Source organism: Burkholderia sp. BCC1993, from assembly GCF_905339865.1.
Classification (GTDB): Bacteria; Pseudomonadota; Gammaproteobacteria; order Burkholderiales; family Burkholderiaceae; genus Burkholderia.
The window spans coordinates 43,582-69,855 of the sequence record NZ_CAJPGZ010000010.1 but is presented as its reverse complement, the minus strand read 5'-3'; the positions used below and the strand labels follow the sequence as shown (position 1 = coordinate 69,855).

Here is a 26,274-nt window from a genome sequence, read left to right as displayed (position 1 = left end):
GGCGGCACCCGCGCCGGCGGCGCGGGTGCGATGCGGTTGAACGGACGTCGATCAGCCGCGGTCGAGGGCGAACACGTACAGCGTGCCGCCGCGCGGCACGTCGTCCGCCGCCTTGGCCATCGGGCCGCCCCAGATCGGGTTGGCGCCGCCGTAGCCGGCGAGCACTGCTACGTACTCCTTGCCGTCGACTTCGAAGACGGACGGCTGCGCGATGATCCCGCTCGCGAGCTTCGGGCTCTCCCACAGCACCTTGCCGGTCGACACGTCGAACGCGTACAGGTGGCCGTCGAGCGAGCCGCTGAACGCGAGGCCGCTCGCGGTCGTCGCGACGCCGCCGTTCCACGGCAGCTTGCTCCAGTGGCTCCACACCTTCTTGCCGGTGTTCACGTCGATCGCCTGGAGTTCGCCGTAGCCTTCGCTGCCCGGTTCCGGCTTGATCTCGAAGCCTTCGCCGAGATACGGCAGCCCTTCCATGTAGTTGACCGACTTGCCGGACAGGCTCATGCACGCGTGCAGCGCCGGGACGATCGCGAGATGGCGCACGGGGTCGTACGACATCGACCACCAGTTCTTGCCGCCGAGGAAGCTCGGGCAGGTGTCGATCGTCGTGCCGACCTTCGGATACTTCGCGGGATCCTGGATCGGCGCGCCGTCTTCCGTGTAGCCGGTGACCGACGTGGCCTTCACGAACGGCTCCGCATAGATCAGCTTGCCGGTGTCGCGGTCGATCGCGTGGAAGTAGCCGTTGCGGTCGGCATGGACGATCGCGTCGTGTTCCTTGCCCTTGTACTTGATCGTCGCGAGCACCGGCGTGTTGACGCCGTCATAGTCCCAGGTGTCGTGCTTCGTGTACTGGTAGTGCCACTTGAGGTCGCCGTTCTTCGGATCCAGCGCGAGCAGCGAATCGGAGTACAGGTTGTCCCCCGGCCGCAGGTCCGCGAGCCACGGCCCCGGGTTGCCGACGCCCCAGTACAGCGTGCGCGTCGCCGCGTCGTAGGTGCCGGTCAGCCAGGCCGGTGCGCCGCCGTGCGCCTGCATCCCGTCGGGCCAGGTATCGGCGTGCTTCTCGCCCTGGCCGGGGATCGTGAAGCGCTTCCACAGCAGCGTGCCGTCGTTCGGGCTGAGCGCCGCGATGAAGCCGCGCGCGCCGTATTCGCCGCCAGAGCTGCCGACCACGATCGCGCCGTCGAGCGCGAGCGGGGCGAGCGAGAACGCGTAGCCGAGCCCCGGTTCGAACATCTGCTTCTTCCACACGAGTGCGCCGGTCTGCGCGTCGAGCGCGGCCACCTCGCCGCTCAGCATCGCGACGTAGACGTTCTTGCCGTACAGCGCGACGCCGCGGTTCACGACGTCGCAGCAGGCCGTCTTGAACGATTCCGCGCCGAGTTTCGGTTCGTATTTCCACAGCTGCGCGCCGGTGGCCGCGTCGAACGCGTACACGTTGTCCTTCGGCGTGGTCACGAACAGGTAGCGGCCGTTGACGATCGGCGTGGCCTCGAAACCCTGCTTCAGCTCGGCCGGAAACTTGTAGCTCCACGCCTGCGTGAGCTGCTTCACGTTCGATGCGTCGATCTGCTTGAGCGGCGAATGCGCCTGGCCGCTGTACGTGCGGTAGTAGGTGAGCCAGCCCGGATCGCGTTGCGCATCCGTGAGCCGCTGGTACGTGACGGCCGGATAATCCGCGGCAGCGTCCACCAGGCCGGGATTCAAGGCGATCGCGGCAGCCGCCGCGATGCCGATCGTTGCCAGTCGGCTCGTCGAAGCCGAGAGTTTTTTCATGGTTGTCTCCTGAGTCATTGTGGTCGCACCGCGGCCAACACATGGCCGGGCCGGCAGGGTGGGGATCCGGGTCCAGTGCGCAGCCAGTCACGCAAATCGCATGCCACTGCGGCGCGCGCCTTGCTGCGCAAGGCGCAGCGGCCGATTGCGCGCGCTGCGGCGACGCGTGCGGCGCGGCGCGGGTGATCCGCGTGTGTTGCGTTCGGGGACAGCCGCGGGCCGAGTGTTGCGAAACATGACAACGCCGTGAGCAGACGGGAGCCGCGCGCATGCGATACGCGGCGCACGGCGAAGCGCGGCGGTCATGCGCGAGGGCATGCCTGAATGGATGAAGGTGCGGCGCAGGGAAGGCGATCGTCGTCGACGGTGCGAGTCGATGGCGCGCCGTTACCCGGTGCGACGGACGCATGCAACGGACGGCGCGCCTGCGGCGGCGCGCTCGATCCGAACGAAGATCACGCATACGATTGCGCGAGCGCCGTACCGTTGATCCAAATTGACACAGGTGCGACAGCGGTGGCACGAACTGCAACAGGTTGGCGGTTGCGGATCGACGCGTGGTGGCTTCGACCGGCGCCGGCCGGGCGATGCGGGCATCGGCATGCTTCTTGCCGTTCGAACCGGCAACGATTCCGCGCAGCGAGAAACCGCCATGCCTGTCCCGATGCCGTTCGATGCCAACCGCAGGTCCGACCGCCGCCGCGTGGTCGCGCTCGCATACGGCATCGCGCCCGTCGGCGCGGATGCGGCGACGATCGCGATGTCGCAGGCCGTGCGCGCACGCGAACCGCTGCACGTGGTCGCGCTGGCGGTATTCGCCGTCCATGCGGCCATCACGGTCGCGCTGTGGCATGCATGGGTGCCCGCTGCACGCCCGACGCTACCCCGTGCGCTCGCGGTCGAGGTGGATGCGAGCGCATCCGCGCGGGTGGCCGAACCGGGCGAGCAGCGCCGTACGGATGGCGCAACACAGGTTCCTCCCGTGCACCGGCCTTCGCATGCGAGCCGCGAAACCGTCATGTCTCGGGAGATTCGGCCGAACCTGACGGTGCCGCGTCGGGTCGATCGCACAAGTCCTTCGCGCCGGCGCCCGGCCGCAACCGCCGTGGCGCGGCCGGACGGTGAATTTCAGCGAGCCGGGCCGGTACCGGAGCCGGCCTCGCCGGCCGCCGCCCACGCATCGGCCGATACCGCGACGGTGCCCGCGCACGCGGCACCCGTCGCACCATCGGCAACGGCGCCCGAACCCGTCACCGCACCGCGCTTCGCGGCGGCCTACCTGCGCAACCCCGCGCCTGACTATCCGGACGTCGCGCAGCGGCGCGGCTGGGAAGGCACCACGTTCCTGAACGTGCACGTGCTCGCGAGCGGCCGGCCCGACCAGGTCCTGCTGTCGGCGAGCAGCGGACACGACGCGCTCGACGAGGCGGCCGTCGCGGCGGTGACGGACTGGCGCTTCGTGCCGGCGAAGCGCGGCACGGAATCGATCGACGGCTGGGTCAGGGTGCCGGTCGTGTTCAAACTCGGAAACTAGGGAGTCCTTCATGTCTGACTACATCCACTACGCGGTTGTCGGCGCGTTTGCGCTTCTTGCGGTGCTGTCGGCGCTCACCTGGACGCTGATCGTCGTCAAGGCGCTGCTGTCTGCGCGCGTCGCGCTCGGCAACCGCCGCTTTGCCGCGGGCCGCGGCGATTGCGCGGCACTGTCGATGCCGACGGACGACGAGGCGGCCGCCAGCCCGAACGCGCGCCTGCAGCGCGCCGTGTATGCCGCATTGCGCGATCTCGACGCACCCGAGCCGCACGCCCCGGCCACATTGGTTGCGTGGGACCGCCGCGACCTGCTCGAACGCACGCTCGCGCGCGCGATCCGGCGCGAACGGCGGCCGCTCGAGCGCGGGCTCACCGTGCTCGCGTCGATTGCGAACGTCGCGCCGTTCGTCGGGCTGTTCGGCACCGTGTTCGGCATCGTCCACACGTTGCAGTCGATGACGGCGTCGGCCACGAACGGAATCGATGCGATCGCGGGGCCGATCGGCCAGGCGCTGGTCGCGACCGGGATCGGGATCGGCGTCGCGATTCCGGCGGTGCTGGCTTACAACCTGTTCCTGCGGCAGCTCAAGACCGTGACGGCCGGGCTCGACGAGTTCGGGCAGGACCTGATCGCGCTGGCCGAACAGCGCCGGTTCCGGATCGACGTGCCGGTGCATGCCGCGCTGCCGGCCGCAAGCAATGCGGGCGTGCGCCGGGCGGCTGTATGAGGACGGACGAGCGCGAAGCCGACGCGGGCGAACCGCTCGGCGAGATCAACGTGACGCCGCTCGTGGATGTCGTCCTCGTGTTGCTGGTGATCTTCATGGTCGCGGCGCCGCTGATGACGCATGCGATCCGCGTCGACCTGCCGAAGGCAGCCGCGCCCGCGCGCGACACGCGTGCGGCGACCGTCACCGTGACCGTCGACGCGCACGGCGCGATCCGGATCGACGGCACGCCGGCCGCGCCGGCCGAGGTCGAAGCCGTGCTGGCACGCCGCGTCGCGCACGACCCGCAGACGAGCGTGAGCCTGCACGCGGACCGCAACGAGCCGTTCGGCACCGTGGCCGGCATCATCGCGTCGATCGGACGCGCGCGTGTCGCGCATGTCGCGATCGCGACGGCGGACGGCGCTGCCGGGCCGGCGCCATGAAGCGAACGATGTCAGCGGAGCTGAGCGCCGACATATCGATACGGACAACGATATAACGACGCGACGACAAGAAAAGAGGAGACGTGGAGATGAAGGAAACCGATGGGGCGAAGCGCCGCTTCGCCGCACGGCGCGCGGGCGTGACGCTGTGCTTCGGCGGCATGCTCGGCGGCTGGCTCGCGCCCGCGTCGGCGCAGGTCGAACCGGCCGGCAACGCCGATGCGCCGACGCTCGCGCCGATCGTCGTCGTCGGCACGACGCCGCTGCTCGGGATCGGCACGCCGCTCTCGCGCGTGCCGGCCAATGTCCAGACGATTCGCGGCGAGGACGTCGCGCGCCAGCACGACAGCGTGTTGACCGACTACTTCGAGAAGAACGTCTCGAGCGTCGACATCAACGAGGCACAGGGCAATCCGTACCAGACGGATGTGAACTACCGCGGCTTCACCGCGTCGCCGGTGGTTGGCACGCCGCAGGGGCTGTCGGTGTTCGTCGACGGCGTGCGCGTCAACGAGCCGTTCTGCGACGTCGTGAACTGGGATCTGATCCCGCAGGCGGCGATCGAAACGATGCAGCTGATCCCCGGTTCGAATCCGACCTACGGCCTCAACACGCTCGGCGGCGCGCTCGCGATCACGACGAAGAACGGTAAGACTAGCCCGGGCGGCGCGGCGCAGGCATCGATCGGATCGTGGGGACGCAAGACCGCGCAGATCGAGCAGGGCGGGCGCATCGGCAGCCACCTCGACTATTACGTGACGGGCAACGTCGCGAACGACAACGGCTGGGCCGATCACAACGCGAGCCGCGTGCGGCAGGGCTTCGGCAAGCTGCGCTACACGGACGCCGATACGACGCTGTCGATCTCGGCCGGCGGCGCGGACAACGCGCTGCAAGGCTCGCAGACGATTCCGCGCACGTTTCTCGACAATCGCGCGCAGGCCTATACCTATCCCGACCTGAACCGCAACAGCGCCGCGTACGTCACCGTGGCGGGCGACCATTCGTTCAGCGACCACGTGCAGCTGAGCGGCAACGTCTATTACCGGCACTATCGCAACACCAACATCAGCAGCAACGTGAACGACGATTTCGGCAGCGTCGACGGCAGCGGCGCCACCGACACCGTGCAGGCGACCAACGCCCGCTCGGTGATCGCGACCGACAGCTACGGCGCGAACCTGCAGCTGACGCTGCTCGGCAAGCTCGCCGGCATGGACAACCAGTTCGTGGTGGGCGCATCCGCCGATCTCGCGAACTCGGGGTTCGAGCAAGCGTCGCAGGATGCGATGTTCACGGCGACGCGCGCGACGGTCAGCATCGGCGACTTCACGCAGACGACGCGCGCGAAGACGCGCAACGCGAACTACGGCGTCTACTTCGACGACACGCTCGCGCTGACGCGGCAATGGTCGCTGACGCTGGCCGGGCGCTACAACCTGTCGCGCGCGGCGATCGAGGACGTGAGCGGCCTGCAGCCGCTGCTCACCGCGCGCCATACGTTCTCGCGGTTCAATCCGGCCGTCGGCGTCACGTGGAATCCGGTGCCGGGCTTCACCGCGTATGCGACGTACAACGAAGGGATGCGCTCGCCGACCGCGATCGAGCTCGCGTGCGCCGATCCGGCCGCGCCGTGCTCGTTGCCGAACGACTTTCTCGCCGATCCGGCACTGAAGCCCGTGATCGCGAAGACGATCGAGCTGGGCGCGCGCGGCCGGGTGGGGAAGGAGACGACGTGGAGTGCGGCCGTCTACCGCACGACCCTCGACGACGACATCCAGTTCATCAGCAGCAACGGCGGCGCGAGCACGCTCGGCTATTTCCAGAACGTCGGCAAGACGCGCCGGCAAGGCTTCGAACTCGCGGGCCATACACGGCTCGGGCCGCTCGGCATCGGTGTCAGCTACAGCTATGTCGACGCCAGCTACCGCTCGACGTGGACCGAAAGCAGCGCGAGCAATTCGAGCGCCGATGCGCACGGCAACATCGTCGTCCGCTCCGGCGACCGCATTCCCGGGATTCCGTCGAGCACCGTGAAGCTGCGGCTCGACTATGCGGCGACGCCGAAGTGGACCGTCGGCACCCGCATCACGTATCGCAGCGGCGTGTTCGCGCGCGGCGACGAGAACAACCAGGACGTGAACGGCAAGGTGCCCGGCTATGTCCTCATCGACCTCGATACGACCTGGCAGGTCACGAAGCACCTGCAACTGTTCGCGTCGGTCACCAACCTGCTCGACAAGCGCTATGCGAGCTTCGGGATGCTCGGCCAGAACTTCTTCAACGGTCCGAACCATTCGTTCGACGGGCTCAATGCCGTCAACGAACAGTTCGTCGGGCCGGGCGCGCCGCGCGGCGCGTGGGTCGGCGCGCGCTATGCGTGGGACTGAACGGGCGGCTCGGCGTGTTGCGGTGCGCCTGCCGCCGTGACGTCGAGCATCTTGCGTACCGCGCGGGCGACGCCACGCGCGAGCGCAGCGTCGCTCGCGAGATGTCCGGCCGGCACGCGCTCGACGATGGCGGCCGGCACCGCGCGCGCGAGTCGATCGACATTGTCGACCGGGCACACGCGGTCGCGCGTGCCGTGCACGGCATGTATCGGCACGCCGGCTTTGGCGGCCTGCCGGGCGAGCGCCAGCAAGCGGCGTTCGCCGAGCCAGCAATGGCGTTGCAGGTAGTGCGCCTGGATCCGGTATTTGTCGACCAGCCGGTCGATCGCCGGTTGCGTCGGCCGCGCGCCGCGCGCCGGCCGCCCGGTCAGGATCGCATCTTCATACGCGTTCCATGCGAGCGCGACCGCGCGCTGCCGTGCCGCGCCGGCGCCCGGCTGGAGACGCCGCGCGCAGCAGGCGATCAGGCGATCGGCGCGCGCGGTGCCGGCGGCGGCCGTCAGGCGCTGCCAGGCCCGCGGTGCCCGTGCGCGTGCGCCGACGAACAGGCCGCGCACTTCGCGCGACGACGTGAGGAACAACCCGCGCAGCACGACGCCGGTGATGCGCGACGGATGCCGCCCCGCATAAGCGAGCGCGAGCGCCGCGCCCCACGACCCGCCGACGACGCCCCAGCGTGCGATGCCGAGCCGCGCGCGCAGCGCGTCGAGATCGCCGATCAGCTGCATCGTGTTGTTGTGACGCAGGCCGCCGCGCGGCGTCGACGCACCCGCGCCGCGCTGGTCGACCAGCACGACGCGCGTGCGCGTCAGGTCGAACAGGCGCAGCACGGCCGGCCGGCTGCCGCTGCCGGGCCCGCCGTGCAGCACGACGACCGGATCGCCGCGCGGGTTGCCGGCTTCGGTCCACGCGATCGTGCATGCGTCGCGGGACAGGCGGCGCACGGGGAGGGCGGAGCGGTGGCTGCGTGATTGCGACATGTCGGCCGGGCGTAGAGGGAGAGGGAAAGGGAAACGCAATGGCGCGATACGGCCGCGCTCGAACCGTATGAAGCCAGATGCGCGCCGGCGATGAAGATAGGGATTCGTCCGGGTGGCGGCACGCGTGCGTTTCACGTTATCACGTCGACCACGCGCTCGGCACGCCGCGTCCAGGGCATGCCGGTGCCGTCATTTCATTTCCCTTTCAATTCCGGTCGGGACGGCGATGCAACGAAACAAGGTCGCACGCGCATCCCGTCGTGGCCCGATGTTTGCTTGCATCAAGGGCAAAGAGTCCGGCACGACCGGAAGGATCCCCGGAGGAGACAATGCGCGATGACGTTCATCCGACGGCCAACGCACGGGCCACGCATGCGCCCGGCTGGCCGACGCCGACGATCCAGAAGTCCCATGAGCGGTCCGAGACGTTCGGCCTGCAGGCGTCGGCACGTCCCGACTACGACCTGCTGTCCGGCGCCGCGCTGGCGCTCAAGCGCGAGCAGAACCGCGTGCTGTGCGTGCATGCGATGCCCGTGATGGAGACGCTGCACGAGCAGATCGTCAATACGCAGAGCATGATCGTGCTGACCGATGCGGAAGGGCTGATCCTGCATTCGATCGGCGACGACGACTTCCTGCGGCGCGCGGAACGGGTCGCGCTGCGCCCCGGCGCGAACTGGGCCGAGAACCGGCAGGGCACCAACGCGATCGGCACCGCGCTCGCGGAGCTGTGCCCGATGGTCGTGCACGGCGACCAGCACTTCCTGGCCGCGAACCATTTCCTGACCTGCTCGAGCGTGCCGATTCTCGATCCGTACGGCGACGCGATCGGCGTGCTCGACGTGACGGGCGACCACCGCAGCTATCACCAGCACACGATGGCGCTCGCGAAGATGTCGGTGCAGATGATCGAGAACCACCTGTTCACGACGACCTTCCAGGAGACGCTGCAGGTGTCGTTCCACGGCCGCCCCGAATTCCTCGGCACGCTGATGGAAGGGATCGTCGCGTTCACCGCGGACGGCCGCTTCCTGTCGGCCAACCGCAGCGCGCAGTTCCAGCTCGGGATGCCGCTTGCCGCGCTGCGCGCGCATACGCTTGCGTCGCTGTTCGACGTGACGAGCGCGCAACTGATCGACCGGATGCGCGCGAGCACCGAGCCGCACGTGTCGCTGAACCTCGGCAACGGCGCGGTGGTCTGCGCGCGCGTGCAGTTCCGGCGCGCGTTGCGGCCCGAGGGCAGCCGGCCCGCCGAGGTGCACGACGGCGCCGCGCCCGCCGCGCGGCCGCCTGCCGCGCAGGGCGCGGCGAGCCTGTCGCGCCTCAGCTATCTCGATACCGGCGATCCGCAGGTCGCGGCAGTGATCGCGAAGATCCGCAAGGTGATCGGCAAGGACATTCCGGTGCTGATCACCGGCGAAACCGGCACCGGCAAGGAACTGCTCGCGCAGGCGATCCACAACGACTCGCCGCGCCGCGACGGGCCGTTCGTCGCCGTCAACTGCGCGTCGATTCCGGAGACGCTGATCGAATCCGAGCTGTTCGGCTATGAGGAGGGCGCGTTTACCGGCGCCCGCCGCAAGGGCGCGACCGGCAAGCTGCTGCAGGCCAACGGCGGCACGCTGTTTCTCGACGAAATCGGCGACATGCCGTATCCGCTGCAGGTGCGGCTGCTGCGCGTGCTGCAGGAGCGCATCGTCAATCCTCTCGGCTCGACGAAGGCGATCGGCGTCGACATCGCGATCATCTGCGCGACCCACCGCGACCTGCGCGAGATGATCGCGCAGAACCGCTTCCGCGAGGACCTGTACTACCGGCTCAACGGCCTCGTCGTGCGCCTGCCGCCGCTGCGCGACCGTACGGACCTCGCGGTGGTCGTCCAGAAGATGCTCCAGCGGGAGACGCTGTCGGGGCCCGGACGCCGGCCGTTGAGCGTCGCGCCGGAGGTGATGGCGCTGTTCGAGCGTTGCGCGTGGCCGGGCAACTTCCGGCAGCTCGCGAACCTGCTGCGCACCGCGGCCGCGATGGTCGACGACGACTGCGAGATCCGCTGCGAGCATTTGCCGGACGACTTCTTCGACGACGTGCGGCGCGACGGCGGCCCGGCGACGCAGGGCGCCGCTGCGCCGCCGCCGCTCGCAGCGGAAGCGCCCGCGTTCGCGAACACGACCGCGACCGCGGCCGGTGATGCGCGGCTGCAGGACGTGGCTGCATCCGCGATCGCGGCCGCGCTCGCGCGTCATGGCGGCAACGTGTCCGCCGCCGCACGCGCGCTCGGCGTGTCGCGCAACACGATCTACCGCAAGATGCCGGCCGCCGGGCCGGATGCGCTGGAGCCGGACGAACCCTGACGGAAGCCGCGACTGTCACACCGGTGTGTCAGGTTGCAACACCCGGTGTTCAAGGATTCAACACTTGCTCAAGCGGCCGCGCGCATCGTGAACCGTCGATCGACGGATTCTGAAATGTTCGTGTTGGTAAATCGTAAGATTTCCGATGCCGTGACCACCCGGCGGTGGCCGCACGCCTGCGCACACCGCTGCACGACGCAAATCCTGGCCCGGCACGCTCCTTGCTGAATGGGTATCGGCCGCTCGATCGATGCGGTTTGTTCGACTCACCAACTCACAAGGAGACACATCATGCAGTGGACCACCCCGGCTTATACCGACCTGCGTTTCGGTTTCGAAATCACGATGTACATCGCCAACCGCTGATCGAGGCGCGCAGTGCCGCCCGCATCGACGGACACGATGCGGGCGGCACCCGGAGCACACGCAGATGAAGATCAAGATACTCGGCTCGGGCGCCGGCGGCGGACTGCCGCAATGGAACTGCAACTGCGGCAACTGCCGTCGCGCGCGGGCCGGCACCGACGGCCTCGTGCCGCGCACGCAATCGTCGATCGCTGTCAGCGGCGACGGCATCGACTGGGTGCTGGTGAACGCGTCGCCGGACATCCTCGCGCAACTGCGCGCCGCCCCCGACCTGCAGCCCGCCCGCGCGATCCGCGACAGCGCGATCGTTGCCGTCGTGCTGTGCGACGCGCAGATCGATCACGTGACGGGCCTGCTGATGCTGCGCGAACGCACGTCGCCGCTGCCGCTGTATGCGAGCGCGCCGGTGCTCGACGACCTGTCGACCGGGCTGCCGCTCGTGCCGCTGCTCGGCCACTACTGCGGGGTCGACGTCCACCCGATCGCGCCGGGCCAGCCGTTCGCGATCGCGGGCGCCGGCGGCCTTCGCTTCACCGCCGTGCCGGTCGACAGCAAGCCGCCGCCGTATTCGCCGCGCCGCGAGGCGAGCGTGCCGGGCGACAACATCGCACTCCTGATCGAAGATACGGCGACCGGCCGGCAGGCGTTCTACGCGCCGGGGCTCGCCGACGTCGACGACGGCGCGCGCGCCGCGATGCGCGACGCCGATCTCGTGCTGGTGGACGGCACCTTCTGGACCGGCACGGAGATGATCGACCTCGGCCTGTCGTCGAAGCACGCGGCCGACATGGGGCATCTCGCGCAGTGCGGCGACGCGGCGCGGCCGGGGATGATCGAGCGGCTGCGGCTGTTGCCGGCGCACACGCGCAAGGTCCTCACGCACATCAACAACACGAATCCGATCCTCGACCCCGGTTCCGCGCAGTGCGCGCAGTTGCGCGAGCACGGCATCGAGGTCGCCCACGACGGCATGCAATTCGAGGTTTGACCATGAACGCACCGATTCCCGCCGCGGCGCTGCACGCGACGCCCTGGAGTGTGCAGGAGTTCGAGGCGCGCCTGCGCGCGCTCGAATCGCGCTATCACATCCATCATCCGTTCAACCGGCGCTTGAACACCGGTGCGTGCTCGCCGGCGCAAATCCGCGGCTGGGTCGCGAACCGCTTCTACTATCAGGTCAGCATTCCGCTGAAGGACGCGGCGATCCTGTCCAACTGCCCGGACCGCGACACGCGCCGGCTGTGGGTCGAGCGGATTCTCGACCACGACGGTCACGGCGACCAAGAAGGCGGGATCGAGGCCTGGGCGCGGCTCGGCGAGGCGGTCGGCATCGAGCGCTCGGAGCTGTGGTCGCTCGCGCACGTGCTGCCCGGCGTGCGGTTCGCGGTCGACGCCTACGTCAATTTCGCGCGGCACGCGCCGTGGCAGGAGGCCGTGTGCTCGTCGCTGACCGAGATGTTCGCGCCGCAGATCCACCTCGACCGGCTCGCGGGCTGGCCGTCCCACTATCCGTGGATCGAGGCGGACGGGCTGCAGTATTTCCGCAGCCGCGTGCCGCTCGCGCAGCGCGACGTCGAACACGGGCTCGCGGTGACGCTGAGCCATTTCACGACACCGGACGCGCAACGGCGCGCGCTCGACATCCTGTCGTTCAAGCTGGATGTGCTGTGGTCGATTCTCGATGCGATTGAAAAGGCGTACCCCGCATGAACTCCAACGAAGCCGTCAGCGGCGTGCCGCTGCGCCCCTCGCTGAGGGGCATGTACCGCCTGCAGTGGGAGGCGGCCCAGGATGCGTACGTGCTCCTGTATCCGGAAGGCATGGTCCGGCTCAACCCGAGCGCGGGCGAGATCCTCGCGCGCTGCGACGGCAAGCGCGAGCTCGACGACATCATCGACGAGCTCGAGCGGCTGTTCAGCACGTCGGATCTCGCGTCGGACGTCTATCGCTTCCTCGATCATGCGCGACTGCGCGGCTGGCTCGACTGACATGGACATGACACCGCCTCCGAACCGCCCGACCGCGCCGCTGTGGCTGCTCGCCGAGCTCACGTATCGCTGTCCGCTGCACTGCGCGTTCTGCTACAACCCGGTCGACTTCGCGACGCACGGCGCGGAGCTCGATACCGACGCGTGGCGCACGGTGATCAGCGACGCGCGCGCGCTCGGCGCCGCGCAGATCGGCTTTTCCGGCGGCGAACCGCTGCAGCGCGACGATCTGGAGGTGCTGGTCGAGCATGCGCGGTCGCTGGGTTTCTATACCAACCTGATCACGTCGGGCGTGGGCCTGAATGCCGCGCGCATCGGCCGGCTCAAGGCGGCTGGCCTCGATCATATCCAGCTGTCGCTGCAGGATTCGACGCGCGAGCTGAACGATTTCCTGACCAGCACGCGCACCTTCGACCTCAAGCGCGGCGTCGGGCGGCTGATCAAGTCGCATGGCTATCCGATGGTGCTGAACTGCGTGCTGCACCGGTACAACCTGCCGCACGTCGGCCAGATCATCGAGATGGCGCTCGACCTCGGCGCGGATTTTCTCGAGCTTGCCAACACGCAGTACTACGGCTGGGCGATGCTGAATCGCGACCAGCTGATGCCGACCGCCGAACAACTGCGCGAAGCGGAGGAAACGGTCAACCGATACCGGAAGCTCGTCGGCGAACGGTGCAAGATCCTGTTCGTCGTGCCCGACTACTTCGAGCAGCGGCCGAAGGCCTGCATGAACGGCTGGGGCTCGGTGTTCCTCGGCGTCGCACCGGACGGCACCGCGCTGCCGTGCCATGCTGCTCGCGGGTTGCCGGGCCTCGCGCTGCCGAACGTGCGCGACCGGTCGCTGAAGGACATCTGGTACGACAGCGACGCATTCAACGCGTTTCGCGGCGACGGGTGGATGCGCGATCCGTGCCGCACCTGCGACGAGCGTCACACGGATCACGGCGGGTGCCGCTGCCAGGCGTACCTGCTGACCGGCGATCCGGCACAGGCCGATCCGGTCTGCGCGAAGTCCGAACATCACGGCCGGGTCGAACAGGTCGTCCAGTTCGCGCGGCGGGCAGGGCGGGAGGACGAGCGGCCGCTGATCTTTCGCAGTACTGCGAATTCGATCGCGCGCTGAGCGGCAGCGGGTGGCATGTCGGTGAGCCTCACTCGTTCGACCGCTTGCCCGCTTGCCGCGCCGCCTGCTCGAGCAGCGCCGCGAACGCCGCTTCGTCGACACGCAGCCCCCTCGGCGTGCGGCGCACCTGCAGCGCCGCGAGCATCCCGGCCTCGAACGTATCGAGCACCGCCGGATGAATGTAGCAGCGCCGGCACACGGCCGGCGTGTTGCGCAAGACCTCGGCGACGGTGCGCACCGTTTCGACGATCTGCTTGCTGGCGTGCGCGACGTCCTGATGCGGGATCCGCCGCAGCAACGCCAGCGCCTGCACGCTGCCCGCCCACGTCCGGTAGTCCTTGGCCGTGAACGCCGCGCCCGCTGCGTCGCGCAGGTAGTCGTTCACGTCGCACGAGCCGACCGAATGGCGCGCGCCGTCTTCGTCCAGATACTGGAACAGCTCGTGTCCCGGCAGCTCCGCGCAACGGCGCACGATGCGGCCGACGCGCGGGTCTTCGACCGTCACGTCGTGCTCGATCCCGCTCTTGCCCGTGAAGCGCAGCCGCACCTGTCCCGGACCGATCGTCACGTGGCGCTTGCGCAGCGTCGTCAGCCCGTACGACGCGTTCTCGCGCGCATACTCGGCGTTGCCGATCCGCGCGAGCGTCGTGTCGAGCAGCCGGACGACCGTCGCGACGATCTTCGCGCGCGGCATGCCGGGCAGCGCGAGATCGCGCGCGACGCGTGCGCGGATGCGCGGCAGCGCGCGGGCGAATTCAGCCATTCGTGCGTACTTGTTCGCGTCGCGCGTCTCGCGCCACTGCGGGTGATAACGATACTGCTTGCGTCCGCGCGCGTCGCGCCCCGTCGCCTGCACATGGCCGCGCGGGTCCGTGCAGATCCACACGTCGGTGTAAGCGGGCGGAATCGCGAGCGCGTTGATGCGGGCGATCTCGTCGGCGTCGCGGATCCGCGTGCCGTCCGGCGCGTAGTACGCGAAGCCGTTGCGCAGCCGCCGGCGCGTGTAGCCGGGGCGCCGGTCGTCGACGTGGCGCAGCGGCGCGGCGGACACGTCTGCGTCCGGAGGTGCCGCGCGGGGCGTGCGCGTCTTCATGCTGCGATGCGTCGATCGACGCGCGCGGTTGATCCGCGCATCGGCGGTGCGGGTTCCGCTCGTCACTGCTGCGGGCATCGTCTTCTCCTTGTCGTTCGCGCGATTCGGAGCGTGACAGCAAGAAGCGTGCGCCGTGCTTGCGGCGCCATGCCGTTACCGTTGCGCCGGCCGATCATGGAGAAAAACGATCCGTGTGGCGTTCTCGTTGATCGCCCCGAGTTCATTTGACGACGCCGCCCTGCCCGCTTAGGTGTTTATACGTATGCCGATACCGATATCGCTTCAATCCAATATTTCATTGGAAGGTTATCGGACTTGTTCCTAGACTGATCCGGGGCGTACATTTCGGGCCGGCCGCAAGGGCCGGGCCGCATCGCCCCGAACCGCGCCCGTGCCACGCAGAACCACAACAGCACGACACGGCACCGCGCCAGGCCGGCGCCGCGGCATACAACGACACCATCGGAGACGGACCATGACATTCATCAGGAAGCTGGCGGCCGGCGCGATCGTCGCCGCGGCGACGGTGCTGGCCACCGGCGCGCACGCGCAGCAAAAGCCGATCACGCTCGGGTTCTCGCAGGTCGGCGCGGAAAGCGCGTGGCGCACCGCGAACACCGTGTCGGTGAAGGGCGCGGCGAAGGAGGCCGGCATCAACCTGAAATTCTCGGACGCGCAGCAGAAGCAGGAGAACCAGATCCGCGCGATCCGCTCGTTCATCGCGCAGAAGGTCGACGTGATCGCGTTCTCGCCGGTCGTCGAGTCGGGCTGGGAGCCGGTACTGACCGAAGCGAAGGCGGCCCGTATCCCGGTGATCCTGACCGATCGCGGCGTCGACGTGAAGGATCCGTCGCTGTACGTGACGATGATCGGTTCCGACTTCCTCGAGGAAGGGCGGCGCGCGGGCCACTGGCTGGAAGAGCGCTACAAGAACGACGCGGGCCCGGTCAACATCGTCGAGCTGCAGGGCACGGTCGGCTCGGCGCCCGCCAACGACCGCCGCGCGGGCCTGCTCGAAGTGATCAAGAACAATCCGAAGTTCAAGGTGATCGCGTCGCAGAGCGGCGACTTCACGCTCGCCGGCGGCAAGCAGGTGATGGAAGCGTTCGCGAAGACTTACGGCAAGCAGATCAACGTCGTCTACGCGCACAACGACGACATGGCGCTCGGCGCGATCCAGGCGATGGAAGAGGCCGGCATCAAGCCCGGCAAGGACGTGAGCGTCGTGTCGTTCGATGCGACCAAGGGCGGCTTCCAGGCGATGGTCGCCGGCAAGATCAACGTCGACGTCGAATGCAGCCCGCTGCTCGGCCCGCAGTTGATGACCGCGGTGAAGGACGTGGTCGCCGGCAAGCAGCTGCCGAAGCGCATCGTCACGAACGAGACGGTGTTCCCGATGAGCGTCGCGGCGCAGGTGCTGCCGACCCGCAAGTACTGAATCCCGGCGGACGCGGACGGCGGCGCGTTCGCCGCCGTCCGGCCGCCGCTTCGAATCGAGGGCGATCCATGACGAGTCCGCCGGTGGTCGAGATGATCGGCATCGACAAGGCGTTTCCGGGCGTGAACGCGCTGCAGCGCGTGAACTTCCGGCTGTTTCCGGGCGAGATCCACGCGCTGATGGGCCAGAACGGCGCCGGCAAGTCGACGCTGATCAACGTGCTGACCGGCGTGCACGCGCACGACGCGGGCGAGATTCGCGTCGGCGGCGCGCCGGTGCGCTTCGCCGCGCCGCGCGAGGCCGAGGCGGCCGGGATCCAGACGCTGTACCAGGAAGTGAACCTGTGCGCGAACCTGTCGGTCGCGGAGAACATCTTCGCGGGCCGGCAGCCGATGCGGCGCGGCGCGATCGACTGGAAGACGATCCACGCGCGGGCACGCGATGCGCTCGCCGAGCTCGACCTGTCGCTCGACGTCACGCGCTCGCTCGACGCGTATCCGATCGCGGTGCAGCAGATGGTCGCGATCGCGCGGGCCGTGTCCGTCGACGCGCGCGTGCTGATTCTCGACGAACCGACGTCGAGCCTCGACGACGGCGAGGTCGCGCGGCTGTTCGACGTGCTGCGCCGGCTGAAGGCGTCGGGCATCGCGATCCTGTTCGTCACGCACTTTCTCGAACAGACCTACGCGGTGTCCGACCGGATCACCGTGATGCGCAACGGCGAGCGCGAGGGCGAGTACCTCGCGCGCGACCTGCCGGTCGATCTGCTGGTCGCGAAGATGACCGGCCGCGAACCGATGTCCGGCACGCTGCAGGCGGGCGCGGCGGCCGTGCAGCGCGATGCCGACGCGGCCGCGCCGTTCCTGTCGATGCGCCAGGTCGGCCGGCGCGGGATGATGAGCCCGCTCGATCTCGACGTGCGGCCCGGCGAAATCGTCGGGCTGGCCGGGCTGCTCGGCTCGGGGCGCACGGAGACCGCGCGGCTCGCGTTCGCGGCCGAGCGCACCGACACCGGCGCGATCGAGATCGACGGCGCGCGCAAGCGGCTCGCGTCGCCGCACGACGCGGTCCGCAACGGGATCGCGTATTGCCCGGAGGATCGCAAGAAGGAGGGCATCGTCGCCGCGCTGTCGATCCGCGAGAACATCGTCCTCGCGCTGCAGGCGCGGCGCGGCTGGTGGCGGCTGATCAGCCGTGCGCGCCAGCGCGAGCTCGCCGAGACCTACATCGCGCGGCTCGGCATCAAGGCGCGCGACGCGGAGCAGCCGATCGGGCTGCTGTCGGGCGGCAACCAGCAGAAGGTGCTGCTCGCGCGCTGGCTCGCGACGGAGCCGAAGCTGCTGATTCTCGACGAGCCGACCCGCGGCATCGACGTCGCCGCGAAATTCGACATCATGGAGCGCGTGCTCGCGCTGTGCGCGCAAGGGCTCGCGATCCTGTTCATCTCGTCGGAGATCAGCGAAGTGGTGCGCGTGAGCCACCGGATCGCGGTGCTGCGCGACCGCCGCAAGGTCGCCGAACTGACCGGTGCCGACGCGTCGGAGGAACACGTGTATCAACTGATTGCGGGAGGCCGGTCATGATGCGGCTCCGTGGATTGCTTCGTCATCCGCTCGTGTGGCCGGTGCTGACGCTCGCGCTGCTGTTCGCGCTCGACGTCGCGCATCGGCCGGGCTTCCTGTCGATCGTGCTGCTCGACGGTCACCTGTTCGGCGCGCCGGTCGACATCCTGAACCGCGCGGCGCCGCTCGTGATCGTGTCGCTCGGGATGACGCTCGTGATCGCGACGCGCGGGATCGACATCTCGGTCGGTGCGATCGTCGCGATCGCGGGCGCTGCCGCGGCGATCGTGCTCGACGGCGATCCGACGCGGGTCGGCACGGCGCTCGCCGCCGCGCTCGGCGTCGGGTTGCTCGCCGGCGCGTGGAACGGCGTGCTCGTCGCGTTCATCGGGATGCAGCCGATCATCGCGACGCTGATCCTGATGGTTGCCGGACGCGGCATCGCGCAGCTGCTGACCGGCGGGCAGATCATCCCGATCGGCGCGCCCGGCTACCTCGCACTCGGCGGCGGCTATCTCGCGGCCGTGCCGTGCGCGGTCTGGATCGCGCTCGCGACGATCGCGGCGAGCGCGCTGCTGGTGAACCGCACGGCGCTCGGCCTGTTCATCCGCGCGATCGGCGTGAACCCGGTCGCGACGCGGCTCGTGGGCTTGCGCGCGGGGGCGGTCGTGTTCGGCGTGTATCTGTGCTCCGGCGTGATGTCGGCGCTCGCCGGCATCCTCGCCAGCTCGAACGTGCGCAGCGCCGACGGCAACAACGCGGGGCTGCTGCTCGAGCTCGACGCGATCCTCGCGGTGACGCTCGGCGGCACGTCGCTGCTCGGCGGCCGCTTCAGCCTCGCCGGCTCCGTGCTCGGCGCGCTGATCATCCAGACACTCACCTACACGACCTATTCGATCGGCGTGCCGCCGGAGGCGACGCTCGTCGTGAAGGCGATGGTCGTGATCGTCGTGACGCTGATCCAGTCGGACGCGGCGCGCGCGCTGGTCGTCCGGCACGCGTCGCGGCTGCTGCCTTCCGCGCGTTCGCGCGCCACCACCGGAGCGACGCCCCGATGAACCGATTTCTCGCACGGCTCGCCGACCCGCGCACGCTGCCGATCGTCGTGACGATCGTGCTGTTCGCCGCGCTGTTCGGCTTCGGATCCGTGATGTATACGGGTTTCTTCTCGATGCAGGTGCTGACCGGGCTGCTCGTCGACAACGCATTCCTGCTGATCGTCGCGATCGGGATGACGTTCGTGATCGTGTCGGGCGGCATCGATCTGTCGGTCGGCTCGGTCGTTGCGCTGACAACGATCTTCTGCGCGGTCGGCGCCGAACGATTCCACTGGCCCGTCTGGGCGATCGTGCCGCTCGTGCTCGTGTTCGGCGCGTTGTACGGTGCGGCGATGGGCGCGCTGATTCATTACTTCCGGCTGCAGCCGTTCATCGTCACGCTGGCCGGGATGTTTCTCGCGCGCGGCGCGTGCTTCCTGATCACGACGCAGTCGATCACGATCAACGAGCCGACCTTCCATGCGCTCGCGGGCATCAGCGTGCCGGTCGGCGGCGGGACGCTGAGCGCGGGCGCGCTGATCGCGCTCGCGACGCTGGCCGCCGCGATCTACGTCGCGCATTTCACGCGCTTCGGCCGCAACGTGTATGCGATCGGCGGCAACGAGCGCTCGGCGCTGCTGATGGGGCTGCCGGTCGCGCGTACCAAGGTCGGCGTGTATGCGCTGAGCGGCTTCTGTTCGGCGCTCGGCGGCGTGGTGTTCACGCTGTACGTGCTGTCCGGCTACGGGCTGCAGGCGCAGGGAATGGAGCTCGATGCGATCGCCGCGACCGTGATCGGCGGCACGCTGCTCACGGGCGGGGTGGGGTACGTGATCGGGTCGGTGTTCGGCGTTGGCATCCTCGGCACGATCCAGGTGCTGATCACGTTCGACGGCACGCTGAGCTCGTGGTGGACGCGGATCGTGATCGGCGCGCTGCTGTGCGTGTTCTGCCTGCTGCAGCGGATCATCGAGCGGCACGCGGCGCGGCGGCGTAGCGGTGGCACCGGGCTCGATCCGAAACGGCGCAAGCGGGAAGTCGCGCAGGACGCGTCAACTGCGCCCGGTGACGATGCGGCGCTGGTGTCGACGATGCGGCGGGTGTGGCGGTTTACGCCGTCGGCGGCGCGCCGGTGACGGTTACGCTGGTCCGGGCATATCCATATCCGGCTCGGCGTTGAACGGCGTATTTATCGGCGCATCGGCGATACCGATGCGTCTCAGCAATGCGGTCAGCCGCTCGATCGCGTGCAGATCCAGTGCATGGAGCGGCTCCCGTACCACCTGGACGAACGCCGCATGCGTGCCGGCCGAGTCATGCCGCGATATCCGCAAGGCAGCTGTTGCTGGCGAGCACGGTCGGTTCGTCGAGCGCAGCGGAGGTTGGCGGTCGGCCGTCACGAGTGTCCGAGGCGGCCGCCGGTCTTGCCGGCGCTCCGAAGTGACGATTAGAACCGATGACGCAGCCCCAGATTGACCAAGGCCTGCTTTTTCGTGCCGTTGTAGCCGTATGAACCGATCGACGCCTGCGCCGGCATCGAACCGCCGGCACCGTCCCCGGTATTCCCGCTTGCATGCAGATAAGCGGCCGTCATGTAGACATCCGTACGCTTCGACAGGTTGTAATCGGCACCGACCGATGCCTGGTGGTAGTTCGCCGAGGTGTCGCCGCCCGACTTCGTGAAGCTGTAGCCGACCCCGACGAGCAGCGCGGCGGACGCCTGGTAGTTCAGGAAGCCCTGGGCGGTGTTGTAGTGTTCGTCCTTCGCGAACACCGATGCGCCGTCGCGTCGATATTGGGCGTTGCTGTAGCCGGCGCCCACGGTGAACGCACCGAGCACATACTGACCGGCCACGCGAGCGATGCCGATCGAATGGGCCGTCTGGTAGCCGGTATTGATTGCGCCGTCGAACGTGCCGTCCGACGTGCTCGACCATGTCGTACGACTGCCCGCGACGGGATTCGCGTTGGCTGCATAGAAGTAGCCGCCGGCGAGGCTCAGCGGACCGTTGGCGTACGACACGCCGGCCGAATACGATTGCTTCGAGCCGGTGCTGCCCGCGACACCGCCCAGCGAGTACATCGCTTCGAACTGGAGGCCGGCAATGACGGGCGACGTGTATTTGATCGCGTTGTCGACGCGGAAGCTGTTGTCGTAGTTGTCGACATCACCGGCGGTGGCGAACACGCTGCCGAAGTAGTTGTCGGCGGTAATCGGCTGCACGAGGTCGATCAGCGGATCGTATTGGCGACCGAGCGTGATCGAGCCGTACTGGTTGCTGGTCAACCCGACGTAGGCTTGGCGGCCGAACATGCGGTTCCCCTGACCGAGGCCGCCCGTAGTCGGATTGAAACCGTTTTCCAGCTGGAAGATCGCCGCCAGGCCGCCGCCAAGATCTTCCGAACCCTTGAGCCCCCAACGACTGCCCGACAGATTGCCGGCGCTGCTGTTGCCGAGCACCCAAAGGTTTTTGCCGCCATCGGCATTGCGCACGTATGTGAGTGACGTATCGATCGTCCCATACAGCGTCACGCTCGTCTGCGCGTGGGCCACGCCGGCCATCGCGACCGACACGATCGCAAGGACAGGAAAAGTTGCGTGTTTCATGGTCTCTCCTTTTGGTAAGCATGTCTGATTTCAAAGAACGGAAGCAGACTGCATCGAGAGATTTCCAATGCGAAATTAAAAAGGCGAGGTGTCTGTAAAAAATAACGGAGGGTGATGCGTTCTGGCTTGTGCGGGGCGGTCGAATTGACGATGTTTTTTGATCGTAGTGGAGTATGCGGAGAGATCGGAGGGTGCTTTTTCGATGGATTAATGAAAGCGCAACGGGTCAATATAGTCGCGATGGGTCAATGATTTGATTCAATCTGACTTCGTAGTTTTTTGGAATGGTTTTTGATTTTGTTATTGGCGAGTCAGGGGCAAGCCGGCGCGGAGTCGGCACTCTCGTTCGTCGTGCGGCCTCATCGTCCGGGGTATGTGCCGACTCTTCGGGGAACCGGGGCGTGGCGTATCGAAAGATCCGGGGCGCGATGTATGCGGAGTCGGACCCGGTAAGGAAGCTGCACTGAGTGATGGTGGTGCAGACACGCTCATTTCCGAGACTGGCGTGCCATGCATGCTGCATGCCATGGTCCATAGGCGCTGCCATATTAATCTCATAGTTCTCTCCGCGAACGATTTCATCCGGAAAAGAAGGCGTTTTCAAGCTGCGTGTCACATTGGGAAATTCCGGCTATGGGCGTCGCAGACGCAGGAATCAATGTCCGGAAAATTCGAAAACGATGGCGAACCGATAATCGCTGAACGATGCGTGAGATCGACGTGCGGGTCGACCGGCCGATTGAATGGCGAACGCACAGCCTGTTCGGCGACGCTTCGCAACGAGAGCAATCATTGCGGTTGAAGTCATGCCGGCAGGAATTCGATTCCCGAGTGTGATCGGTCGAGGAGGGCGGTGCCAAGCGTCGGATGTCAACGCGCACGTCGTACGATCATACCTGTGACAATTCGTTTTCCTTACCGATTGGCCGGACGATATCTCCGAGTCATGTGCCGTCGCATGCGCCATCGCACGCCGTTCGGGCACTGTGACGCGCATCGTCCACAGCCTGACGAGCGCACGCGTCCCGCAGGCGAACAGTGTATGTCTCGCACCGGCACCGCCGCGAGCGGAACGAAGTCCTGTTTCAATGGCGGAATGCGCTTCGTACGATCGACGACCCGGCAAGTATCACGATCGGCCGGCGGCAGAATTGCACGTTCGGAAACCGATGGCCCTGGTGATGCGACGCGCAGGCCGTGGCGCACGTCGGGTTCGATGTTACGAAATATTCGAGCATTCCCGTCGGTGCTGATTTATCTGATGAAATTCGGCTATCATCGGTAAATAAAATTTTTGAATGCATATAGAAGAATTTGCTTAATATAGGCAAACGTTAAAATGCTTGCCATCATGATTTTTTCGTATCGCGCTTGCGTGACCAAATTTGCAGGGTAATATCCCCTCCCGCAGAAGGATGCATTGCGCATATTTTTGTCTCCACCACTCCGACTGGCGAGGCAGCGGACGTGAAAAACGGGGTTATTCCTTGTGACTAACGCTGTCAGGTTTGTAAGGAATCGAGCGCATGCTCTATCTCCTACCTTAAACATGCGCTGTTTGTTGTGTTGCAAAAATGTTACGTCAATGATCTGGATCAAATCGTCGTGACTTTGTGCCGTCATACCCGCCCCTATTCCTGATTATCAACAAATAATTGGTTCCAGATCGCCGCCTTGATTGATTCCGTCAACAATGAGGCGGGATCGGACACCGACGGAACGGCCGACGATTTAGCCGCATATGATGCGCTGCAGAAAATGCAAAAAATTGTTAAGAGGCCGAGATGATGCAAATAGCGCCGAACGAAACGACTACGGGGTTCAGAGTGAGTGGTGACCGGGGAAGAGGCGTCGGTCGTCGGCGGGACAGCGTCATCATCCTGCTGCTCGACGGATTTTCGATCATGCAAATGGGCAGGCTGGCCGCAGTATTCGAACTTGCAAATCAGCTCGAAGGCGTGAACGTCGCGTTTGCCGATCGCTATGAATTGCGGCTTTATTCCAGTCACGGCGGCGCTGTTCGTTCGTCGTCGGGTGTCCAGATCTGGACTGAAGCGGCTCGTCCGCTTGATGCGAGCAGTGTGCAGGCCATGTTCGTGCTCGGTGGACAGGGGCGGGCAGGCGGCCTCGACGATGCGTTCATCAGCTGGTTGCAGCATGCCCATCAGCGCGCTCGCGTGGTCAAGGGCGACAATGCCGGCGCCGAAATGCTGACGGCGATTCGCCTGAACCAGAAAGTTCCGGAAGTCGTACCGCAAGCGACGCTTGCTGCTGGCGGTACGGGCGAATCGGGGCCATCCGACGACGACGGTGAAGGCATGTTTGCGGCTGCGTTGTCGATCGTCGTGCGTGACGCCGGCTACGAAGTCGCGCAAGAGATCGTCTCGTACATGATGCCGGGGGCGAACCGGAAATTTGCGAGCGTTCTGTTCGGGTCGCAGGAGGCGCGAGCCAGTGAATTGATTCGCGCGGCCGCTCAGCACCTTCGGGCCAACAGTGCGAATCGCATCTCGATCGCCAATGCAGCGCAGGCCGCTGCGATGAGCGAGCGGAATTTCCTGCGGCGCTTCAAGAACGAAATCGGCGTGACGCCGACCGAATTCGTGCTGCGGGTGCGGCTCGAAAAGGCGTGCTCCATGCTGGTCGAGACGGATTTGCCCGCCGACAAGGTCGCGCGGCGGGTCGGTCTCGGCAGTGGAGACCGGCTGGCCAAGCTTTTCCGCCAGCATCTGTCGATGTCGCCGACGGAGTATCGCGCGGCCGCTCGGGACAGAATGTTCTCATCGGTCGCCGGCTCGGACATGCGCAACGGTACATCGTCGCTTTGATGCCCGCGCCGGGATAACGACCGGCGTTGGGTAGCCGATTTGTCCGCGGGAGCAGCGCACGCCCGATTTCAGGCGGACGTGCCGAAATAGGTTCGCGTATTCGAATGGACCGTTTGATCGGCGACGATCTCGTCGGCGGTCGCCCATCGGTAGGCAGTGTGCTGGGCGTTCGGCAGCGACACGAGGTCGAACCTGCTCCGGAGCTTGTATCCCATCACCACATAGTGCGTCGAGATGCCTGGTTCGCCGCCAAAGTTGTCTTCGTAGAGATGATCGTAGATGCCGATCAGTTCGGCATCGGCACGTTCCAGACCGCTACATCCGAGTTCGTCGCGCGCGATACGATTGAACGCCTCGTCGAGACGTTCGTTCTTGCGAATCCGGCCGCCCGGCACGAACCAGAAACCTTGCGCGGGACGGTTGACACGGTGACCGAGTAGATACGCGCCATCGCCGTTCGATATGATCAGGTCGATCGCAACGAGCGGGGTTGCGTCGACGACGCGCAAGAAAGTGTCCAGCGGAAGCATGGCGGGTGGGCTCCTGGAAGTCTGTCGAAGTGCACCGGCATCGTTGCGCGTTCGAGGCGACTCGGTCACGGCAACGGCGTGCCGGCTTCGTCGATGAGCGAACGGTGGATGTCCGTCTGCACGCATCTCATCATGGCTAGTCGAGATTGCGCTCGTCGGCCAAAACACCGAAGCAATCCGCCAATTGCAGGAAGCAAATCGGGCGTGACGGCGCAATGCCCGTCGAGAAACGTGTGCGCGTGCATCAATACATTTTCATTCGGCCATGATCGTGGTCGAAGCCGCCATTCCGTTTTGAAACGGTCAATTAGACGTTACGCTTTTGTCTGGCCTTTCGAGGAGACGCGTTCACCCCGGAACTCTCCTCGGAATTTTGCCTGCGTGCCGTGTGGCACGCAGGCCTTTTTATTCATCACGGGTCGAGCTGCACGTGCGGTGAATGTCATTCGCCGTCGTTCGAGTCGTGGAGCCGCAAGACGATCCGTGTCGCCTGGCTTCGAATATTGCGAAGCAGTGCGAACATTATCGCAACCGCGTCGTGCTTCACGTCGCGCGCCACCCGGCGGAAAACATACGGTAACCGGTTGGCGGAATCGTCGGATCAATTGTCATGTCCGGCATGCTGCATTGCAATGTACGCTATCGGCATCGAATCGCGCGCCATCTGATGCGCGTTATCTTGCCGAAAACGGAGCATCGCCGCCATGAACGTCGCGCTTCTTGTCTTCTCGAGGATCTGTTTCGTCTGGATTCTCGTCTACCTCGTCTTCAGCACCGCGTCGGGCTTTTGGGCCGGCGCACGACATGGTCAGGGGCTGCTGCTGCTCGAATTTCAGTCGCGCCGGGCCCGCGGCTCGCGTGAGGTGGCGCGCGCTCGAATCTTGAAAAGGATGGCGCTGTCGGCGCTGTTCGCGCTACCCGTGGCGATTGCGTCGCTCGTTGCGAGCGCGGTGATGTCGTAGACGTCCGACTCGCGTGTGCGTCGTCATGCGGCTGGAGCGAGCACCAGCCGGCCCGAACTCGAAAAATACAAGGAACTGAAGGCGGCGGGTCGCCGCGTCGCGTCGTCAGCGCGTTTCGCCAGGTGCCGGGCTGGCGGATCCGGGCTAGTCGGCTTCGCGCGGCACCCGTGGCCGAATACGACGCATCGATGCAGGCTGATCGTCAACGACGCCGATCGCGTTGCGCCACCGTACTGTCGAGTTCCAGGGCCGAATCGACTACGCCACGACGATGCCCGCCTACACATGATCATGTCGCACCGCATTGCATGCTGTCGTGATTCATGCACGAAGGCGCTGTGCATCTTGCCGAACGCCTGACCGCCCGTGGCGCGCACCACAACGCTTCGATCACCGAACGACTGCCGTCGAATATCACTCGCTCGTCACGCGAGCGCCGCTGTTTCTGCAAGCTCTTCGTCATTCATTTCGCTGCGGCGAGGTAGTCGAAAACCGCCAACATTTGGCCGATCAGGGAAATCCCGCAGACTAATCCGACGACTGTTTGTTC

At 66.7% G+C, this 26,274-nt stretch carries 22 protein-coding genes; 16 read left to right on the top strand and 6 right to left on the bottom strand.

From position 1 onward, the window contains the following. Positions 1-51: 51 nt before the first annotated feature. Positions 52-1,779, bottom strand: a complete 1,728-nt coding sequence (locus U4Y91_RS18035; RefSeq protein ID WP_044849070.1) for a methanol/ethanol family PQQ-dependent dehydrogenase — start codon at positions 1,777-1,779, stop codon at positions 52-54. A gap of 652 nt (positions 1,780-2,431) precedes the next feature. On the opposite strand from U4Y91_RS18035, the gene U4Y91_RS18030 reads away from it, so the two are divergent. From U4Y91_RS18030 to U4Y91_RS18015, 4 genes are all read left to right on the top strand, one after another. Continuing rightward, positions 2,432-3,313, top strand: coding sequence for an energy transducer TonB (locus U4Y91_RS18030; RefSeq protein ID WP_321806179.1), 882 nt, complete (start codon positions 2,432-2,434; stop codon positions 3,311-3,313). Between the two features lie 10 nt (positions 3,314-3,323). Further along, a complete protein-coding gene (locus tag U4Y91_RS18025) occupies positions 3,324-4,040 on the top strand; it encodes a MotA/TolQ/ExbB proton channel family protein (protein WP_321806178.1) in 717 nt (238 codons plus the stop codon). Then, entirely contained in the window at positions 4,037-4,465 is a 429-nt protein-coding gene (locus tag U4Y91_RS18020) for a biopolymer transporter ExbD (protein WP_321806177.1), read from the top strand. Before U4Y91_RS18025 ends, U4Y91_RS18020 begins: the two co-directional genes overlap by 4 nt. 89 nt (positions 4,466-4,554) lie before the next feature. After that, positions 4,555-6,855 (top strand): TonB-dependent receptor, encoded by a 2,301-nt coding sequence (locus tag U4Y91_RS18015; RefSeq protein WP_321806176.1) that lies wholly within the window; start codon positions 4,555-4,557, stop codon positions 6,853-6,855. Here the strand turns inward: U4Y91_RS18015 and U4Y91_RS18010 are convergent. After that, positions 6,840-7,835, bottom strand: a complete 996-nt coding sequence (locus U4Y91_RS18010) for an alpha/beta fold hydrolase (RefSeq protein WP_321806175.1) — start codon at positions 7,833-7,835, stop codon at positions 6,840-6,842. The genes U4Y91_RS18015 and U4Y91_RS18010 overlap by 16 nt on opposite strands. A gap of 329 nt (positions 7,836-8,164) precedes the next feature. On the opposite strand from U4Y91_RS18010, the gene U4Y91_RS18005 reads away from it, so the two are divergent. The 6 genes from U4Y91_RS18005 (at position 8,165) to pqqE (ending at position 13,666) form a co-directional block, all read left to right on the top strand. After that, entirely contained in the window at positions 8,165-10,186 is a 2,022-nt protein-coding gene (locus U4Y91_RS18005) for a sigma-54-dependent Fis family transcriptional regulator (RefSeq protein WP_321806174.1), read from the top strand. A 291-nt stretch (positions 10,187-10,477) separates the two neighbouring features. Further along, positions 10,478-10,552, top strand: a complete 75-nt coding sequence (pqqA, locus tag U4Y91_RS18000) for a pyrroloquinoline quinone precursor peptide PqqA (protein ID WP_006410019.1) — start codon at positions 10,478-10,480, stop codon at positions 10,550-10,552. A gap of 64 nt (positions 10,553-10,616) precedes the next feature. Next, positions 10,617-11,540: a pyrroloquinoline quinone biosynthesis protein PqqB gene (gene pqqB / locus U4Y91_RS17995; RefSeq protein WP_321806173.1), complete on the top strand. Its 924-nt coding sequence runs from the start codon at positions 10,617-10,619 to the stop codon at positions 11,538-11,540. 2 nt (positions 11,541-11,542) lie between these two features. Next, positions 11,543-12,262, top strand: a complete 720-nt coding sequence (pqqC, locus tag U4Y91_RS17990) for a pyrroloquinoline-quinone synthase PqqC (RefSeq protein ID WP_321806172.1) — start codon at positions 11,543-11,545, stop codon at positions 12,260-12,262. Further along, complete coding sequence (pqqD, locus tag U4Y91_RS17985) at positions 12,259-12,540, top strand: pyrroloquinoline quinone biosynthesis peptide chaperone PqqD (RefSeq protein ID WP_124489108.1); 282 nt, start codon at positions 12,259-12,261, stop codon at positions 12,538-12,540. Before pqqC ends, pqqD begins: the two co-directional genes overlap by 4 nt. Position 12,541: 1 nt before the next feature. Next, complete coding sequence (pqqE, locus tag U4Y91_RS17980) at positions 12,542-13,666, top strand: pyrroloquinoline quinone biosynthesis protein PqqE (RefSeq protein WP_321806171.1); 1,125 nt, start codon at positions 12,542-12,544, stop codon at positions 13,664-13,666. Between the two features lie 28 nt (positions 13,667-13,694). Here the strand turns inward: pqqE and U4Y91_RS17975 are convergent, their stop codons facing one another. Beyond that, a complete protein-coding gene (locus U4Y91_RS17975) occupies positions 13,695-14,759 on the bottom strand; it encodes a DNA topoisomerase IB (RefSeq protein ID WP_321806385.1) in 1,065 nt (354 codons plus the stop codon). Positions 14,760-15,234: 475 nt separating this feature from the next. Between U4Y91_RS17975 and U4Y91_RS17970 the strand changes: the two genes are divergently transcribed. The 4 genes from U4Y91_RS17970 (at position 15,235) to yjfF (ending at position 19,932) form a co-directional block, all read left to right on the top strand. Continuing rightward, positions 15,235-16,197 carry an ABC transporter substrate-binding protein gene (locus tag U4Y91_RS17970; RefSeq protein WP_124489106.1) on the top strand — a complete coding sequence of 321 codons (963 nt, stop codon included), beginning with the start codon at positions 15,235-15,237 and terminating at the stop codon, positions 16,195-16,197. A 68-nt stretch (positions 16,198-16,265) separates the two neighbouring features. After that, the gene (locus U4Y91_RS17965) at positions 16,266-17,780 is read left to right on the top strand and encodes a sugar ABC transporter ATP-binding protein (RefSeq protein WP_321806170.1); all 1,515 of its coding nucleotides are present in this window, start codon (positions 16,266-16,268) and stop codon (positions 17,778-17,780) included. Continuing rightward, a complete protein-coding gene (locus U4Y91_RS17960) occupies positions 17,777-18,817 on the top strand; it encodes an ABC transporter permease (RefSeq protein WP_321806169.1) in 1,041 nt (346 codons plus the stop codon). The genes U4Y91_RS17965 and U4Y91_RS17960 overlap by 4 nt, the downstream gene beginning before the upstream one ends. Continuing rightward, complete coding sequence (yjfF, locus tag U4Y91_RS17955) at positions 18,814-19,932, top strand: galactofuranose ABC transporter, permease protein YjfF (RefSeq protein WP_321806168.1); 1,119 nt, start codon at positions 18,814-18,816, stop codon at positions 19,930-19,932. Before U4Y91_RS17960 ends, yjfF begins: the two co-directional genes overlap by 4 nt. Positions 19,933-19,935: 3 nt before the next feature. Here the strand turns inward: yjfF and U4Y91_RS17950 are convergent, their stop codons facing one another. Together U4Y91_RS17950 and U4Y91_RS17945 are read right to left on the bottom strand one after the other, a co-directional pair. Beyond that, entirely contained in the window at positions 19,936-20,196 is a 261-nt protein-coding gene (locus tag U4Y91_RS17950) for a hypothetical protein (protein WP_321806167.1), read from the bottom strand. A 47-nt stretch (positions 20,197-20,243) separates the two neighbouring features. Beyond that, complete coding sequence (locus U4Y91_RS17945) at positions 20,244-21,404, bottom strand: porin (RefSeq protein ID WP_321806166.1); 1,161 nt, start codon at positions 21,402-21,404, stop codon at positions 20,244-20,246. Between the two features lie 1,784 nt (positions 21,405-23,188). Between U4Y91_RS17945 and U4Y91_RS17940 the strand changes: the two genes are divergently transcribed. Further along, complete coding sequence (locus tag U4Y91_RS17940; protein WP_321806165.1) at positions 23,189-24,232, top strand: GlxA family transcriptional regulator; 1,044 nt, start codon at positions 23,189-23,191, stop codon at positions 24,230-24,232. Between the two features lie 68 nt (positions 24,233-24,300). Here U4Y91_RS17940 and U4Y91_RS17935 read toward each other — a convergent pair whose 3' ends face one another. Further along, complete coding sequence (locus U4Y91_RS17935; protein WP_321806164.1) at positions 24,301-24,762, bottom strand: GDP-mannose mannosyl hydrolase; 462 nt, start codon at positions 24,760-24,762, stop codon at positions 24,301-24,303. 704 nt (positions 24,763-25,466) lie between these two features. Here U4Y91_RS17935 and U4Y91_RS17930 point away from each other — a divergent pair. Then, on the top strand, positions 25,467-25,724 hold the full coding sequence (locus tag U4Y91_RS17930) for a hypothetical protein (RefSeq protein WP_321806163.1): 258 nt from the start codon (positions 25,467-25,469) through the stop codon (positions 25,722-25,724). Positions 25,725-26,274 lie beyond the last annotated feature (550 nt).

Coding starts and splice junctions, on each gene's coding strand:
- U4Y91_RS18035 (WP_044849070.1), bottom strand. CDS start 1,779: ATGAAAAAACTCTCGGCTTCGACGAGCCGACTGGCAACGATCGGCATC.
- U4Y91_RS18030 (WP_321806179.1), top strand. CDS start 2,432: ATGCCTGTCCCGATGCCGTTCGATGCCAACCGCAGGTCCGACCGCCGC.
- U4Y91_RS18025 (WP_321806178.1), top strand. CDS start 3,324: ATGTCTGACTACATCCACTACGCGGTTGTCGGCGCGTTTGCGCTTCTT.
- U4Y91_RS18020 (WP_321806177.1), top strand. CDS start 4,037: ATGAGGACGGACGAGCGCGAAGCCGACGCGGGCGAACCGCTCGGCGAG.
- U4Y91_RS18015 (WP_321806176.1), top strand. CDS start 4,555: ATGAAGGAAACCGATGGGGCGAAGCGCCGCTTCGCCGCACGGCGCGCG.
- U4Y91_RS18010 (WP_321806175.1), bottom strand. CDS start 7,835: ATGTCGCAATCACGCAGCCACCGCTCCGCCCTCCCCGTGCGCCGCCTG.
- U4Y91_RS18005 (WP_321806174.1), top strand. CDS start 8,165: ATGCGCGATGACGTTCATCCGACGGCCAACGCACGGGCCACGCATGCG.
- pqqB (WP_321806173.1), top strand. CDS start 10,617: ATGAAGATCAAGATACTCGGCTCGGGCGCCGGCGGCGGACTGCCGCAA.
- pqqC (WP_321806172.1), top strand. CDS start 11,543: ATGAACGCACCGATTCCCGCCGCGGCGCTGCACGCGACGCCCTGGAGT.
- pqqD (WP_124489108.1), top strand. CDS start 12,259: ATGAACTCCAACGAAGCCGTCAGCGGCGTGCCGCTGCGCCCCTCGCTG.
- pqqE (WP_321806171.1), top strand. CDS start 12,542: ATGGACATGACACCGCCTCCGAACCGCCCGACCGCGCCGCTGTGGCTG.
- U4Y91_RS17975 (WP_321806385.1), bottom strand. CDS start 14,759: ATGAAGACGCGCACGCCCCGCGCGGCACCTCCGGACGCAGACGTGTCC.
- U4Y91_RS17970 (WP_124489106.1), top strand. CDS start 15,235: ATGACATTCATCAGGAAGCTGGCGGCCGGCGCGATCGTCGCCGCGGCG.
- U4Y91_RS17965 (WP_321806170.1), top strand. CDS start 16,266: ATGACGAGTCCGCCGGTGGTCGAGATGATCGGCATCGACAAGGCGTTT.
- U4Y91_RS17960 (WP_321806169.1), top strand. CDS start 17,777: ATGATGCGGCTCCGTGGATTGCTTCGTCATCCGCTCGTGTGGCCGGTG.
- yjfF (WP_321806168.1), top strand. CDS start 18,814: ATGAACCGATTTCTCGCACGGCTCGCCGACCCGCGCACGCTGCCGATC.
- U4Y91_RS17945 (WP_321806166.1), bottom strand. CDS start 21,404: ATGAAACACGCAACTTTTCCTGTCCTTGCGATCGTGTCGGTCGCGATG.
- U4Y91_RS17940 (WP_321806165.1), top strand. CDS start 23,189: ATGATGCAAATAGCGCCGAACGAAACGACTACGGGGTTCAGAGTGAGT.
- U4Y91_RS17935 (WP_321806164.1), bottom strand. CDS start 24,762: ATGCTTCCGCTGGACACTTTCTTGCGCGTCGTCGACGCAACCCCGCTC.
- U4Y91_RS17930 (WP_321806163.1), top strand. CDS start 25,467: ATGAACGTCGCGCTTCTTGTCTTCTCGAGGATCTGTTTCGTCTGGATT.